At 62.9% G+C, this 14931-nt stretch carries 11 protein-coding genes; 9 read left to right on the forward strand and 2 right to left on the reverse strand.

Translation table 11 applies throughout. The features are described 5' to 3' along the window. The first annotated feature begins 79 nt into the window (after positions 1-79). The 4 genes from IEG05_RS13210 (at position 80) to ccoM (ending at position 1505) form a co-directional block, all read left to right on the forward strand. The gene (locus IEG05_RS13210) at positions 80-376 is read left to right on the forward strand and encodes a hypothetical protein (protein ID WP_014821194.1); all 297 of its coding nucleotides are present in this window, start codon (positions 80-82) and stop codon (positions 374-376) included. 1 nt (position 377) lies between these two features. Then, positions 378-995: an alpha-ketoglutarate-dependent dioxygenase AlkB family protein gene (locus tag IEG05_RS13215; RefSeq protein ID WP_046620660.1), complete on the forward strand. Its 618-nt coding sequence runs from the start codon at positions 378-380 to the stop codon at positions 993-995. Then, the gene (locus IEG05_RS13220; RefSeq protein ID WP_014821192.1) at positions 992-1153 is read left to right on the forward strand and encodes a hypothetical protein; all 162 of its coding nucleotides are present in this window, start codon (positions 992-994) and stop codon (positions 1151-1153) included. The genes IEG05_RS13215 and IEG05_RS13220 overlap by 4 nt, the downstream gene beginning before the upstream one ends. Positions 1154-1394: 241 nt before the next feature. Next, on the forward strand, positions 1395-1505 hold the full coding sequence (ccoM, locus tag IEG05_RS23560) for a cytochrome c oxidase subunit CcoM (RefSeq protein WP_014821191.1): 111 nt from the start codon (positions 1395-1397) through the stop codon (positions 1503-1505). Positions 1506-1576: 71 nt separating this feature from the next. Here ccoM and pulA read toward each other — a convergent pair whose 3' ends face one another. Together pulA and IEG05_RS13230 are read right to left on the reverse strand one after the other, a co-directional pair. After that, a complete protein-coding gene (gene pulA / locus IEG05_RS13225; protein ID WP_046620663.1) occupies positions 1577-4696 on the reverse strand; it encodes a pullulanase-type alpha-1,6-glucosidase in 3120 nt (1039 codons plus the stop codon). A 232-nt stretch (positions 4697-4928) separates the two neighbouring features. Continuing rightward, positions 4929-5399: a MaoC family dehydratase gene (locus IEG05_RS13230; protein WP_014821189.1), complete on the reverse strand. Its 471-nt coding sequence runs from the start codon at positions 5397-5399 to the stop codon at positions 4929-4931. A 278-nt stretch (positions 5400-5677) separates the two neighbouring features. On the opposite strand from IEG05_RS13230, the gene fadD2 reads away from it, so the two are divergent. The 5 genes from fadD2 to IEG05_RS13255 all read left to right on the forward strand — a co-directional run bounded on the left by fadD2 (position 5678) and on the right by IEG05_RS13255 (position 14884). Next, positions 5678-7366 carry a long-chain-fatty-acid--CoA ligase FadD2 gene (gene fadD2, locus IEG05_RS13235; RefSeq protein ID WP_046620665.1) on the forward strand — a complete coding sequence of 563 codons (1689 nt, stop codon included), beginning with the start codon at positions 5678-5680 and terminating at the stop codon, positions 7364-7366. Positions 7367-7590: 224 nt separating this feature from the next. Beyond that, complete coding sequence (gene fadD1, locus IEG05_RS13240; protein WP_041013253.1) at positions 7591-9282, forward strand: long-chain-fatty-acid--CoA ligase FadD1; 1692 nt, start codon at positions 7591-7593, stop codon at positions 9280-9282. Positions 9283-9456: 174 nt separating this feature from the next. After that, positions 9457-11142: a methyl-accepting chemotaxis protein gene (locus IEG05_RS13245; protein ID WP_046620669.1), complete on the forward strand. Its 1686-nt coding sequence runs from the start codon at positions 9457-9459 to the stop codon at positions 11140-11142. A 183-nt stretch (positions 11143-11325) separates the two neighbouring features. Beyond that, entirely contained in the window at positions 11326-13011 is a 1686-nt protein-coding gene (locus IEG05_RS13250) for a methyl-accepting chemotaxis protein (RefSeq protein WP_046620671.1), read from the forward strand. A 268-nt stretch (positions 13012-13279) separates the two neighbouring features. Next, entirely contained in the window at positions 13280-14884 is a 1605-nt protein-coding gene (locus IEG05_RS13255; protein WP_046620672.1) for a M28 family metallopeptidase, read from the forward strand. Positions 14885-14931: the final 47 nt, after the last annotated feature.

The following is a 14931-nucleotide window of genomic DNA, read 5'->3' on the forward strand; positions in this document are numbered from 1 at the left end:
GTTCGACGCATGAAGTGTAGCGGTCCTGTTAAAGTTGGCCGGTGCCGCGCCGATTCATCGGTAAAGAGGGATAACGAGCATGCTGCCACCCATCCCATCAGGCGTATTCCCGGTCAACGCCCAGCAGGACGTGGTCAAGCCACGCCCGGAGATCGCACCGGTGGCACCCGTGCAGCCGAGTTCGGATGAAAGTGCGGTTACCCTCGACCGACGTCATCCGCAGGAGAGCGCCGAGATGCTGCGCGACGAGCAGCGGCGGCGTCAGCGCCGGGGTTATACCCCGGAGGAACTGGCGACCGGCGAGACTGATGAGCAGGACCAGGCCGAGCTCGAAGAGCTGCCGCGCCAGGGACTCTGGGTTGACGTCGAGGTCTGAGGTGTTCACGAACGACCCGAGCCACGCTGCATCGATCGAGTTGCTGGACGCCGCACTGGACTACTACCCGGAGTGGGTCGACAGCGAAACCGCCGATGCCTGGCTGGAGGAGCTCGTCAGCGCCACGCCCTGGTCGCAACCCGAAATCCGAATCTATGGCCGTCACGTTGCAGTACCACGCATGGTCGCCTGGTACGGCGACGCGGACGCCGGGTATCGCTATTCTGGCCTGCGACATGATCCGCTGGCCTGGACACCGCTGTTGCGCGACATCCGTGAGCGTCTGCAGCACGAGACCGGTCAGCGCTTCAACGGTGTGTTGCTCAACCTGTATCGCGACGGACGCGACGCCATGGGCTGGCACAGTGACGATGAGCCCGAGCTGGGCGATTGCCCCACTGTCGCTTCGCTGAGCTTGGGCGCTGAGCGGCGCTTCGATCTGCGGCGCAAGGGCAGTGGGCGGATTCAACACTCGCTCGTCCTCGCTCATGGCTCGCTGCTGGTCATGAGGGGCACGACGCAGCATCATTGGCAACACCAGATCGCGCGGACCAGTAAGGTGCTGCAGCCGCGCGTCAACCTGACCTTCCGCCTGATCGAGATGAGGCCGAGCAAATGAGCAGCGACGAGAAGTTGATCGACTTTAGTGCAGAGCGCGCAAAGCGCATTCACGACCTCAACGACAAGCGCCTCGAGGAAATGCGCAAGACCTTCGAGCAGGTCCTGCCGCTGGGCAAGGCGAAGAAGAAGGGCAAACGCTCTCCGAAGAAGCGTTAATCGCGCCCCTTTCAACATTGCACAGATCGATTCGCTATTAGCCGCTCGGCTCTCACCACACTTCTGCTGCTGCCCCTGCGTTTTTCGCCTCAAACACCCCTGTTTTCTTGACCTGGATCAGTCGTTGCTCACGGCTGTGCGCGCTGCTCTGTGGCCATTGACCCGGGTCAATTTTTTTAGGGGGGGAGCGGGTTTAACTTGAACCCATCGAATAGCGAATCAGGTTTCGGAGGTAGGTCTCATGTTTGTCGATGATGTGGTGCTCGCAGGGGTGGTCACGGTCGGCCTGATGGTCGCCTTCCTCGGAGGCTTCGGATATTTCATCTGGAAGGACGCGCACAAGAAGCGCTGAGTTCTTCCAGATTCAAAGAGCACGCAAGGCATTTAGGCGACCTATGGTCGCCTTTTTTTTTTGCGCGCGATTTATCGACGGGTCTGGGGCTGGATGAACACCGTCGTCGTGAACGCCGGGACCTCGAACTCCCCACTGGTGACCTTGGCCTGGCGGCTGATCGGGTCGACCGAACCCTTCAGCACCGGATGCAACTCGTAGCCGTCCGCGCCCGGCAGGCGAACCGGCCTGTCCGAGGCATTGATCACCACCATCAGCGAGCTGTAGCGGCGGTCCAGATCGCGGCCGTCACGCGGGCCATCGGCCAGGCTGAAGGCGATCACGCCGGGCTGCTGTTCGGGGCCAGTGTTGTGAAACTGTAGGCGCCGTTGTACCTCGCGGGCGCTGTCGAGCTGGAACAGTGCGCTGTCGCTACGGATTTTCAGCAGCTCGAGGAAACGTCGTTTCGCCGCGACGATGTCGGTGGTGCCCGGTTTGGCCTGCGGGTCGACAATGATCCTGCGAATCAGCGGCCAGTTGTCGCCGTCCTTGTCCGCGCGCGGCAGGCCCTTGTTCCAGTTGTTGTCCTGGTAGCTGAAATGCACCGCGTTGAACCAGTCGCCCGAGTCGTAGCTGTCGCGCTGCATGGATTTCGAACGCAGGATGTCGGAGCCGAGATGGATGAACGGCACGCCCTGGCTGAACAGCGGCACCGACAGCGCCACCATGTGCAGGCGCACCCTGTCGGCAACCGACAGGCTGCTGGCGAACTTGTACTGGTTGTTGTCCCACAGCGTTTGGTTGTCGTGCTTGGAGACGTAATTGACGGTTTCCTGCGGGTCCAGCGTATAGCCGGCGGGCTGGCCGTTGTAGTCGATCTCGCTGCCTTTGCGCGTGCTGCCGTCGGCGGTCACGAATTGGAAGTCGCGTAGCCCGCCAGCAACGCCGACGCGGATCAAGTCAGTGGCGTGCAGCAGTTGCGCTTTTTCCTGAGCTCCGGCGCCGCTCAGCTCATTGGGTCGCAGATAGAGCCCGTTGGCGAAGCCCTGGTTGCGACGAATACTCTCGCCGCCGTCGAATGGGCTGCCGCCACGGACCGCATCACGTTGCCGGTCGTTGAAGGTACCTACGCCGGTACCAGCCATGTTCAGCTGGTTGGCATTGATGCCGCGTGCATTGCCGGCGACCTCGCCGAACTCCCAGCCTTCGCCGTAGAAATAGGTGTCGCGATCGATGCGGCGAACGGCGCGATACGCGTCGACGATCTGCTCGCGCATATGGTGACCCATGAGATCGAAGCGAAAGCCGGCGATCTTGTAGTCGCGTGCCCAGACCTTCAGCGAGTCGATCATCAGCTTGGCCATCATGCGATGCTCGCTGGCGGTGTTCTCGCAGCAGGTCGAGGTTTCCACCGCGCCGGTAGTCGGGTTGCGGCGGTGGTAGTAGCCGGGTACGACCTTGTCCAGGACGGACTTGTCGGCCAGGCCGGAAGCGTTGGTGTGGTTGTAGACCACGTCCATCACCGTGGCGAGGCCATTGCCGGCCAAGGCCTGCACCATCTGGCGGAACTCGATGATGCGCTGCACGCCTTCGGCATCGCTGGCGTAGCTGCCCTCGGGCGCGGTGAAGTGGAAGGGGTCGTAGCCCCAGTTGAAGTCATCCAGGCCGCGCAGGTCGTTGTACAGCGATTGCGCCTGACCGCTGGCCGGGTCGAAGCCCTCTAGCACCTGACGAATGCTCGCTGCGCCACAGTACTGCGCCCAGCGCTCCCGGGCCGCATCCGACAGGTCGCAGAGCTTGGCGAAGGGATCGTCCAGGTTGATCCGCCGAGCGGGGTCTTCGTTGATGGTCGCGATGTCGAACACCGGCAGCAGCTGCACGTGGGTGAGCCCGGCCTTCTGCAGGTCGCGCAGGTGCCGCATGCCGTTGCTGTTCTGGTGGGTAAACGCTGCGTAGGTACCGCGCAGCGCGGCCGGCAGGCTGGTGTCGCTGGCGCTGAAGTCGCGCAGATGGGTTTCGTAGATCACGCTCGCTTCGGGGCGCCCCGGATGTGGCGGACGCACGGCATCCCAGCCAGCTGGCTTGAGGTCGCCGGCGTTCAGGTCGACGACCTGGGCGTACTGGCTGTTACGCGACAGGCTCAGGGCGTAGGGATCGCTGACGAGCGTCGTCTCGATCCTGCCGCTGCTTGGTCGGTAGGCTGTGACTTCGTACTGGTAGTACTGGCGATCCAGTGAGCGCGGGCCTTCAAGACTCCAGACGCCGAGCCGCTCCCGCATAGGCTTCGGATAGCCGGGTAGCAGTCGTTTGGACGCATCGAAGACGTGCAGGCGAACCCGCTGCGCGGTCGGTGCCCAGAGCTTGAAGGACACACCGCTGGCATTGAGCGTCGCGCCCAGCTCACCGTTGTAGGCGAACAGCATGTCGAGAATGCCGGCGGTCTGCACTTCGGTGGCGTCGATAACGCGGTCGTCTGCGTCATAGGCGATCACCACCAGCTGGCTCATCACCGCGCGGCGGATGTCCTTCACCCCAGCCCTGATTCGGTAAGCGGATGCCTCGGCCAGATGCGGGTGTTGGCGCCTGAGGCCATTGCGCAGGCTGGACGGCTGCATCGCCAGGGCCTGTCCGCCACTCACGGTGCGCGCCTCGCCGTCGACGCGAATGCTGGCATCGTGTGCATAACGCAGTTCGACGCGGCTGGCGCCCGGTGCGCCGCCCACCAGCGCGAGCGTGAACGGATCGAGCCAGTGTGCACGAGCGCCCTTGACCGCCACCGCGCTGCCGCTCAGCGGCGTGCTGGACAATTGCGGGTTGCCGCTGACCGTGAAGACACGGCGGCCCAGTTCGTCGAAGCGCCAGGTCAGATCGCCACCGCCCAGGTCCTTTTCGTCGCCCTTGTGCATGATCAGATTCAGGCAGCTGGCATTGGCGCTCAGTGGAATGCGGTACAAGGCGCCGTACCGCAGGTCGGTATCCACCGCCGCGAGCGGTTGCGCCCAGCTGGTTTCAGTCGCACTTCCGTTGCAGCCGGGGGTATTCCATAGATGTGGTCCCCAACCGTTGTAGTCACCATCGGCGCGCTGATAGTAGAGCAGGGCCTCGTCGGGGCCAGGGTCGAGCGGGGTAGCCGAAGCGGATTGCATGGCCAGTGAGAAGCCGGCAAGGGCGAGCGCCGCCAGGCGCCGATAAGCGATCGAGCGAGTGAGCATGGGTGAGGGTCCCGTTGTTGTTCTTCTTGTACTGCTCGCTGGATGGTCGGCGCGGGGTATCCGATACGCATCCTCCGTTGGGGAACTGCTCGGGGCGTAGGCCAAGGCCGTAATGGCGTTCTGCTTGTCGCCCGTGCCGGGCAGGCGGAGGGATTGCTGGAAATGAAGAGGGCGCCAAACAGGCGCCCTCAGCTTGCCTCCGTCACGCGACGGGACACTGAACGTGGAAGGCTCAACCGATGGTGATCGGCGGCAACTCCTTCAGTTCTACGGTCTCCTGCTTGCGTGGCGCGAGCACTTCCGCCTCGCCATCGACCACCTGCTCATCGTTCTGGTTGAACACGCGGGTGGCGATGCGCACGCGGTTCTTCGGCAGCTTCTCGAGGATTTCCAGGCGCACGGTCAGGGTGTCACCGATCTTCACCGGGCGGGTGAATTTCATGGTCTGGCCGAGATAGATGGTGCCCGGGCCCGGCATGGTGCAAGCCACGGCGGCGCTGATCAGCGCGCCACTGAACATGCCATGGGCGATGCGTTCCTTGAACAGCGTACCAGCCGCGAACTCGGCATCCAGGTGGACCGGGTTGCGGTCGCCGGACATGGCCGCGAACAGCTGGATGTCCTTTTCCTCTACGTGTTTTTCGAAGCTCGCCTGCTGGCCGACTTCCAGTTCGGCGTAGGGCGTGTTGCTGATGGTGCTCATGGACAGTCCTCAGATGCTGGGGCGGGGCGCGTCAACTGCTGCGCCTGATCGAATCAGGTTTCGCGCAACCGGCACAGCCCGGTACTTGCGCGCTGGGGCTGCATTCTAGAGGCATGCAGCACGATTGTCCCGAGTGCAGGCCGTCCCGGCAGCGTGACGAAAGATTCACGGCAGTGATTTGTGCGGCTTGGACTGTTGCGTCGCGACGCTGACCTGATAAGTTCGCCAGAGCCCGCTGTGCGCGGGCCAGACACTCTCAGGTAAAGAGGCCAATAACAATGCAGCCTGAATTCTGGAATGACAAACGCCCTGCTGGCGTGCCCAACGACATCGATCTAGGTGCTTACCGCTCGGTCGTCGAAGTGTTCGAGCGAGCCTGCAAGACCCACGCGGACCGCCCCGCATTCAGCAATATGGGTGTCACCCTCAGCTACTCCGATCTGGAGCGCCACTCCGCCGCTTTCGCCGCCTGGCTGCAGCACCACACCGATCTGCAACCCGGCGACCGCATCGCCATTCAGATGCCCAACCTGCTGCAGTATCCCATCGCGGTGTTCGGTGCGCTGCGTGCCGGCCTCATCGTGGTCAATACCAACCCGCTGTACACCGCGCGGGAGATGCGCCACCAGTTCCAGGATTCCGGCGCGCGGGCGCTGGTGTATCTCAATACCTTCGGCCACCACGTGCAGGAGGTGCTGCCTGATACCGCCATCGAGCACCTGATCGAAGTGCGCATCGGCGACATGTTGCCGCCGCTCAAGGGCGCGCTGGTCAACGCGGCGGTCAAGCACCTGAAGAAAATGGTGCCGGATTACAGCCTGCCGCAAGCCGTTTCCTTCAAGGATGTGCTGCGCGACGGCGCACGCCACAGCCACAAGCCCGCGCCGCTGGAACTCGACCACGTCGCCGTGCTGCAGTACACCGGCGGTACGACCGGTGTGGCCAAGGGCGCGATGCTGACCCACGGCAACCTGGTGGCGAACATGCAGCAGGTGCGGGCCAACATGCAGCAGCTGGACGATCAGGGCCACCCGGTCATCCGTGAAGGTCAGGAAGTGATGATCGCGCCGCTGCCGCTGTATCACATCTACGCCTTCACGGTTAACTGCATGTGCATGACGGTGACCGGCAACCACAACGTGCTGATCACCAACCCGCGGGACATCAATGGCTTCGTCAAGGAACTGCAGCGCTGGCAGTTCTCCGCGTTCCTCGGGCTCAACACGCTGTTCGTCGCGCTGATGGCTCACCCGCAGTTCAAGAAGATCGACTTCTCCCGGCTCAAAGGCACCAATTCCGGCGGTACAGCCCTGGTATCGGCAGTCGCCGAACGCTGGAAGAGCATGACCGGCTGCACCGTTGTCGAAGGCTACGGCCTGACCGAAACCTCGCCGGTCGTCTGCGCCAATCCTCATGGCGAACATTCGCGCCTCGGCACGGTGGGGCTACCGGTGCCCGGTACCACGGTCAAGGTAATCGACGACGAAGGCAACGCCTTGCCGCTCGGCGAGCGCGGTGAGCTGTGCGTCAAGGGGCCGCAAGTGATGAAGGGCTACTGGCAGCGTCCCGAAGCTACGGCTGAGGTGCTGGACGAGGAGGGCTGGCTGAAGACCGGCGACATCGCGGTGATCGACGAGGACGGGTTCGTCAGCATCGTCGACCGCAAGAAGGACCTGATCATCGTCTCCGGTTTCAACGTCTACCCCAACGAGATCGAGGACGTGGTGATGGCCCACCCGAAGGTCGCCGCCTGCGCCGCTATCGGTGTCGCGGACGAGAAATCCGGCGAGGCGGTCAAGCTGTTCGTCGTGCCCAGCGATCCGACCCTCACCCAGCAAGAACTGCAGGCTTATTGCCGGGAGAATTTCACCGGCTACAAGATGCCGCGGCACTACGTTTTCCGCGATGCATTACCGATGACGCCGGTGGGCAAGATCCTGCGCCGCGAGTTGCGTGAAAGCGCCTGATAACGACAGGCGCAGCCCGCAGAGGGCGGCTCAAATTGAGTGACCGGGACATATGTTCCGGTCACTTTATGTCGAATCAACGCGTTCCGGACTCTGTTCGCTCCTGGGCAAAGCTGCTAACCTCGGGCACGCTTTTAGCCCGATTAGTGGTACAAAAGTTAACAAATCACAACAAAACAGCTGCCATCGCGCAGTAATAAAGCTGTTGCTTAGGAGTGGGGTTCATGACCGATAACTTCTGGAAGGATAAGTATCCTGTTGGTGTCTCCAGCGAGATCAATCCCGACGAGTATCAGAACATCCAGGCTGTGCTCAAGCAGTCTTGCGAGCGTTTCGCCGACAAGCCGGCCTTCAGCAATCTTGGCAAGACCCTGACCTATGGTGAGCTGTACAAGCTGTCCGGCGATTTCGCCGCCTATCTGCAGCAGAACACCGATCTTCAGCCCGGCGACCGTATCGCCGTGCAGCTGCCCAACCTGATCCAGTACCCCATCGTGGTGTTCGGGGCCATGCGCGCCGGCCTCATCGTGGTCAACACCAACCCGCTGTATACCGCGCGGGAAATGGAACACCAGTTCAACGACGCCGGCGCCAAGGCGCTGGTCTGCCTCGCCAACATGGCGCATCTGGCCGAGGAAGTGCTGCCCAAGACCGGCATCAAGCACGTGGTCATCACCGAAGTCGCCGACATGCTGCCGCCGCTCAAGCGCATGCTGATCAACGCGGTGGTCAAGCATGTGAAGAAGATGGTTCCGGCCTACAGCCTGCCGAAGGCGGTCAAGCTCAACGACGCGCTGGCCCTGGGCCGTGGCAAGGCAGTGCGGGACGTATCGCCAAGCAGCGATGAAGTCGCCGTGCTGCAGTACACCGGCGGTACCACGGGCGTCGCCAAGGGCGCGATGCTGACCCACCGCAACATTGTGGCCAACATGCTGCAGTGCAAGGCGCTGATGGGGTCGAACCTCAATGACGGCAGCGAGGTGCTGATCGCCCCTCTGCCGCTCTACCACATCTACGCCTTCACCTTTCACTGCATGGCGATGATGCTCAGCGGCAACCACAACATCCTGATCTCCAATCCGCGCGACCTGCCGGCGATGATCAAGGACCTGTCGAAGTATCGCTTCAGCGGCTTCGTCGGCCTCAACACGCTGTTCGTGGCGCTGTGCAACAGCGAAGACTTCCGCAAGCTGGATTTCTCCGCGCTCAAGGTCACCCTGTCGGGCGGCATGGCGCTGCAGCTGGCGACGGCCGAGCGCTGGAAACAGGTGACGGGTTGCCCCATCTGCGAAGGCTACGGCCTGACCGAAACCAGCCCGGTGGCCTCGGTCAATCCGATCGAGCACATCCAGATCGGCACCATCGGCATTCCGGTTCCTTCGACGCAGTTCAAGGTCATCAATGACGATGGCCAGGATCTGGCGCAAGGCGAGATCGGCGAGCTGTGCATCAAGGGCCCGCAGGTGATGAAGGGTTACTGGCAGCGCCCCGAGGCCACTGCCGAAGTGATCGACGCCGAAGGTTGGTTCAAGTCGGGCGACATCGGTGTGGTTCAGGAAGACGGTTACATCCGCATCGTTGACCGCAAGAAGGACATGATTCTGGTCTCCGGTTTCAACGTCTATCCCAACGAGCTGGAAGACGTGCTTGCCGGTCTGCCAGGGGTACTGCAGTGCGCCGCCATTGGCGTGCCGGACGAGAAGTCCGGTGAGGCGATCAAGCTGTTCGTGGTGGTCAAGCCGGGGGAGAGCCTGACCAAGGAGCAGGTCATGCAGCACATGCACGATAACCTGACCGGCTACAAGCGCCCGAAGTCAGTGGAGTTCCGCGACAGCCTGCCGACCACCAACGTCGGCAAGATCCTGCGCCGTGAGTTGCGTGATGAAGAGTTGCGCAAGCTGGGCCACAAGAAGTAGTACTCGTACCTCGACGAAAAAACCCCGCCTCGGCGGGGTTTTTTCGTTTTTGCGAACAGCGTTCATCGGCAGCGGCCGTCACAGTTTGAATTAGCGCTTGGTAGCGTTCTCCTCATTATGTAGTCGGTGGCACAATGGCACTACTTAACCGCGTTTTTCATGGGGGATTTCCAGATGCTGTCATCACTACGATTGCGAGTGAAACTGCTCTTGCTTGCCCTTGGCCCGATTCTGCTGCTCGCTGTCCTGCTCAGCGGCGTTGCGGTGATCGAGCTGCAGGATCTGGCTGACCAGCAGGAAACGCAGACCCGCGCCAGTCTCATCCGCGACCGCCGCGCCGAACTCGAAAGTTACGTGCAGCTCGCCCGCAATGCGATTGCGCCGATCTATGAGCGCTCCGCCGAAGGCGACCTGCAGGCCCGCGATCAGGCCGTGGCGCTGCTGGAAGGGCTGACCTACGGCCGCGAGGGCTACTTCTGGGGTTACGACGGGCAGTCCGTTCGCGTGTTCCAGGGCGCTACCCGCGAGCGTATCGGTGAGAACTTTGCCGACTTCAAGGACCCGAATGGCGTGTATGCGATTCGTGAACTGGTCAAGGCGGGTCAGAACGGTAGCCACTACGTCGACTACAGTTTCGCCGTGCCGGGCAGCAATGCACTGGTGCCCAAGGTCGGCTATGCCGAGTACCTGCCGAAATGGAACCTGGTATTCGGCACTTCGCTGAACCTGGATGACGTCGAGCGCGATGTCGGTGAGGCTCGGGCAGCCTTCCAGGCGCGCATCGACAGTCTCACGCTGATCATGCTTGGGTCCGCGCTGCTGCTGCTCATCCTCGTTGCCGTGCTCGCGGTGCTGATGAGCAATGCCATTCTGCGGCCGCTGCTGCAGATCAAGCAGAACCTCGACGACATGGCCGAGGGCGATGGCGACCTGACTCATCGCCTGCCGGTTACCAGCCGTGACGAGCTGGGTGAGCTGTCGGCATCGTTCAACCGCTTCGTCGAGAAGATCCACGTGCTGGTGCAACAGGTCGCCGGAACCACCGCGCAGCTGACCGGCCTGGTGGGTGAAGTCGCCAGCCAGGCGCAGCGTTCAGAGCACGCCATGGCCGATCAGCGCAGCGAAACCGACCAGGTGGCCACGGCAATCAACGAGATGTCGGCCGCTGCCCACGAAGTGGCGATGAGCGCCCAGCGTGCCGCCGAGGCCGCGCGCGAAACCGATCAGCAGGGCCTTGCGGCCAAGCAGGTCGTAGACCAGAGCATTCACCAGATTCATGAACTGGTGGGCGAGCTGCGCGGCAGCGGCGAGTCGCTGGAGGGACTGCAACAGGACGTGAAAGGCATCGTCGGCGTGCTCGACGTGATTCGTGCCATTGCCGAGCAGACCAATCTGCTGGCGCTCAATGCCGCCATCGAGGCAGCCCGTGCCGGCGAGGCGGGGCGTGGATTCGCGGTGGTGGCTGACGAGGTAAGGGCGCTGGCCAGCCGCACGCAGCAGAGCACCGGCGAGATTCAGGGCATGATCGATCGCCTGCAGAACGCAACTTCGAACACCGTCAGCACCATGCTGCGCGCCGGTGAGAAAGGCGAGGGCACTCGTGATCACGCCAATCAGGCCGGGGAGTCGCTGGATGCCATCTCCGCACTGATCGGCACCATCAATTCGATGAACGCGCAGATCGCCGCCGCCGCCGAAGAGCAGACCGCCGTGGCCGAGGAGATCAACCGCAGCGTGCACCATATCGCCGACGCGGTGGACGGTGTGGCCAGCGATGCCGCCCAGGGCGCGCAAACCGCACGTGAACTCAATGGTCTGGCCGAACAGCTCCAGCGGCTGGTGGGACAGTTCCGCATCTGATCGACAAGCCGCTCTAGGACGGGCCATTGCGAAACCCTGCCAGGCAGGGTTTCGTCGTTCATGGGGTAAAGAAAGCTCCCGCCAGGTCGACAACCCGAAGGTACTTGCGCAATTGGTGCTTAAGTGGCGCCTGTTTTTTGTCGCAATTTCTCTTGCTCCAGGTACCTAAAGGGATCGATCAGAATGCTCTCCAATCTTCGTTTACGAATGAAGCTGCTGTTGCTCACGCTGGGCCCGATTCTACTGCTCTCCATCCTCCTCAGCGGCATCGCCGTCTATGAATTGCGCGCACTGGCCGAACAGCAGGAAGAGCACACCCGCAAGAGCCTCATTCAGGATCGGCGTGCCGAGCTCAAGCATTACGTCGAGCTTGCGCGCAATGCCATCGGGCCGATCCACGAGCGCTCCGCCGAAGGCGACATGCAGGCGCGCGATCAGGCGGTGGCCATTCTCGAGCGGATGTCCTACGGCAAGGACGGCTATTTCTGGGGCTATGACTCCCAGGCCGTGCGCATCCTGCAGGGCAACACCAAGGACAAGATCGGCCAGAGCTTCTACGACTACCGTGACCCGAACGGTGTCTACGCCATTCGCGAGCTGGTGCGCGCCGGCCAGGACGGCAGCCACTACGTCGACTACAGCTTCGTGCTGGGTGACAGCAGTGTGCTGGTGCCCAAGGTCGGCTATGCCGAATTCCTGCCCAAATGGAACATGGTCTTCGGCACATCGTTGAACCTGGATGGCGTCGAGCGCGACGTGCAGGCCGCGCGGGCAGAGTTCCAGGAGCGCATCGACGGGCTGGTAGCCATCATGCTGGTTTCGGCGTTCGCGCTGCTGGCGTTGATGGCGCTGCTAGCCGTCTTCATGAGCAATGCCCTGCTCAGTCCGCTGTTGCTGATCAAGCGCAATCTGGATGACATGGCCCAGGGCGACGGCGACCTGACCCAGCGACTACCGATCACCAGCCAGGATGAACTGGGTGAGCTGGCCATGTCGTTCAACCGCTTCGTCGCGAAGATCCATTCGCTGGTACAGCAGGTCGCCGGCACCACCACGCAATTGAGCGGGCTGGTCGGTGCGGTGGCCAGCCAGGCGCAGCGCTCGGAACAGGCCATGGCCGACCAGCGCAGCGAGACCGATCAGGTCGCCACGGCGATCAACGAGATGTCGGCCGCGGCCCACGAGGTCGCGATGAGCGCCCAGCGTGCCGCCGAAGCGGCGCAGCAGACCGATCAGCAGGGCGTTGCGGCCAAGCAGGTAGTCGATCAGAGCATCCGCCACATTCACGAACTGGTGGGCGAGCTGCGTGGTAGCGGTGAGTCGCTGGAAGGGCTGCAGCAGGACGTGAAAGGCATCGTTGGTGTGCTTGACGTGATCCGCGCCATCGCCGAGCAGACCAACCTGCTGGCGCTCAATGCGGCCATCGAGGCAGCCCGTGCCGGTGAGGCAGGTCGCGGTTTCGCCGTGGTCGCCGACGAAGTACGTGCCCTTGCCAGCCGTACCCAGCAGAGCACCGGTGAAATCCAGGGCATGATCGACCGTCTGCAGAGCGCCACTTCCAACACCGTCGCCACCATGTTGCGCGCTGGCGAGAAAGGCGAGAGCACCCGTGACCAGGCCAACCAGGCCGGTGAGTCACTGGATGCCATCTCCGCACTGATCGGCACCATCAACTCGATGAACGCGCAGATCGCCGCCGCCGCCGAAGAGCAGACCGCCGTGGCCGAGGAGATCAACCGCAGCGTGCACCACATTGCCGATGCGGTGGACGGTGTGGCCAGCGACGCCGCTCAGGGAGCTCAGACCTCCCGCGAGCTGAATGGACTGACCGTGCAACTGCAGCAGCTGGTCGGTCAGTTCCGAATCTGATTCGACGTTCTCCGGCGGCAGGTGCAACGTCTGTCGCCGTTTCTGAACGGCGCTGTTCGCAGCACCGTTCCGTAAGGCGCCACTGAAGCGCCTCGATGAAGTTCCCTGCAACCCGATCAACGGCGCTACCGGCGGGCGGCTGTCTCAGAACCGAGACGGCGGCCGTTCGGTCTAGCTCCCTATGGCCGCGTCCGCTGAAAGCAGTAGGGGACGATGGCGCAAGCCACAGGCGGCCTGCCCAGCAATCCGTTGCAAGGATGAGTTACCCATGCACAAAAAAAACAATGCTGTTCGGGTAGTTGCTTCTCTCGCATTACTTACTGGCAGCGTCGCGTTTGCGGCGCCGCAGGTAGACATCCCGCAATTCAACGACTTCTGGACGCCGGACAAGCCCAACGCGGCGTTGTGCCGTTCGCCGTTGCTGGTTGGTACGCCGGTCGGTTTGCCGCGCTGCATGCAGGCGAGCAACGTCATGAAGCACCTGGAGGCGTTGCAGGACATCGCCACGATGAACGACGGCAATCGTGCGTCAGGTCAGCCCGGTTATCAGGCGTCGATCGACTACGTGCGCAGCCGCCTGCAGCGCGCCGGTTATCGCGTCGAAGTGCAGGCCTTCCCGTTCCTTGCGTTCTATCCGGTCAGCCCCGGCACGCTGAGCGCCGTGGCGCCGCAGCCGGCGCAGTACGTCTGGGAGGAGGATTTCACCTACGCCGATCAGACCGATCCGGGCAGTGTCACCGCACCGGTGGTGCCGGTCGACCTGGCTCTCGGCGCTGGCAACACCTCCACCAGCGGCTGTGAGCCCGAGGACTTCGCCGGCTTCCCGGCCGGTGCCATCGCCTTGATGCAGCGCGGCACCTGTCCGTTCGGGCAGAAGGCGAGCAATGCCGCGGCGGCCGGTGCGGCTGGCGCCATCATCTTCAACCAGGGTGACACCGAGGACCGCAAGGGGCTGCTGGTCGCAACCCTGGGCGAGGACTACAGCGGCGGCATCCCGGTGATGTTCTCGACCTACGATAACGGCGTGGCCTGGTCGCAGACCGCGGGGCTGCAACTGAGCATGAACGTCGACGTGGTGCGCGAGCAGACCGAGACCTACAACCTGCTGGCCGAAACGCGCCGCGGCGATCCGGGCAACGTGGTCATGGTCGGCGCGCACCTGGACTCGGTGTTCGAAGGGGCGGGCATCAACGACAACGGCTCGGGCAGCGCTGCGCTGCTGGAAATGGCCCTGCTGATGAGCAAGGCGCGGCCGGAAAACAAGGTACGCTTTGCCTGGTGGGGGGCCGAGGAGTCGGGGCTGGTGGGTTCGACCTACTACGTCAACCAGCTGCCGGATGAGCAGAAGCAGCGCATCAAGGCCTACCTGAACGTCGACATGATCGGTTCGCCGAACTACGCCAACTTCATCTATGACGGCGATGGTTCCGACTTCGGCCTGCAGGGGCCACCCGGCTCGGCCGCCATCGAACGCCTGCTGCGCACCTACTTCCAGCTGCGCAATGCGCCGTCTGAAGGCACCGAGATCGATTTCCGCTCCGACTACGCACAGTTCTTCGAGGACGGCATTGCCTTCGGCGGTCTGTTCACCGGTGCCGAGGACATCAAGACCGAGGAACAGGCGCAGCGTTACGGCGGCGCAGCCGGCCAGCCGTTCGATCCGTGCTATCACAACGAATGCGACAACCTCGGCAACATCTCCACCGAGGCGCTGGAGTTGCACGGTGATGCGCTGGCCTTCGCCACCAGCTGGCTCTCGTTGTCGACCAAGATGATCGATGACGAGATCGCCGCAGCGGCCGAGCAGAGCATTGGCAGCATGCGCATCCAGCAGGTACAGGAGAAGTCGCGCTGGGGTCACTGGATCCGTTGATCGGCTGAACACCGCGCCGGCATGCCGGCGCGGTCCCTGCACAAACC

This window comes from Stutzerimonas kunmingensis, from assembly GCF_014764705.1.
Lineage (GTDB): Bacteria > Pseudomonadota > Gammaproteobacteria > Pseudomonadales > Pseudomonadaceae > Stutzerimonas.

Coding starts and splice junctions, on each gene's coding strand:
- ccoM (WP_014821191.1), top strand. CDS start 1,395: ATGTTTGTCGATGATGTGGTGCTCGCAGGGGTGGTCACGGTCGGCCTG.
- IEG05_RS13255 (WP_046620672.1), top strand. CDS start 13,280: ATGCACAAAAAAAACAATGCTGTTCGGGTAGTTGCTTCTCTCGCATTA.
- fadD1 (WP_041013253.1), top strand. CDS start 7,591: ATGACCGATAACTTCTGGAAGGATAAGTATCCTGTTGGTGTCTCCAGC.
- IEG05_RS13250 (WP_046620671.1), top strand. CDS start 11,326: ATGCTCTCCAATCTTCGTTTACGAATGAAGCTGCTGTTGCTCACGCTG.
- IEG05_RS13230 (WP_014821189.1), bottom strand. CDS start 5,399: ATGAGCACCATCAGCAACACGCCCTACGCCGAACTGGAAGTCGGCCAG.
- fadD2 (WP_046620665.1), top strand. CDS start 5,678: ATGCAGCCTGAATTCTGGAATGACAAACGCCCTGCTGGCGTGCCCAAC.
- pulA (WP_046620663.1), bottom strand. CDS start 4,696: ATGCTCACTCGCTCGATCGCTTATCGGCGCCTGGCGGCGCTCGCCCTT.
- IEG05_RS13220 (WP_014821192.1), top strand. CDS start 992: ATGAGCAGCGACGAGAAGTTGATCGACTTTAGTGCAGAGCGCGCAAAG.
- IEG05_RS13210 (WP_014821194.1), top strand. CDS start 80: ATGCTGCCACCCATCCCATCAGGCGTATTCCCGGTCAACGCCCAGCAG.
- IEG05_RS13245 (WP_046620669.1), top strand. CDS start 9,457: ATGCTGTCATCACTACGATTGCGAGTGAAACTGCTCTTGCTTGCCCTT.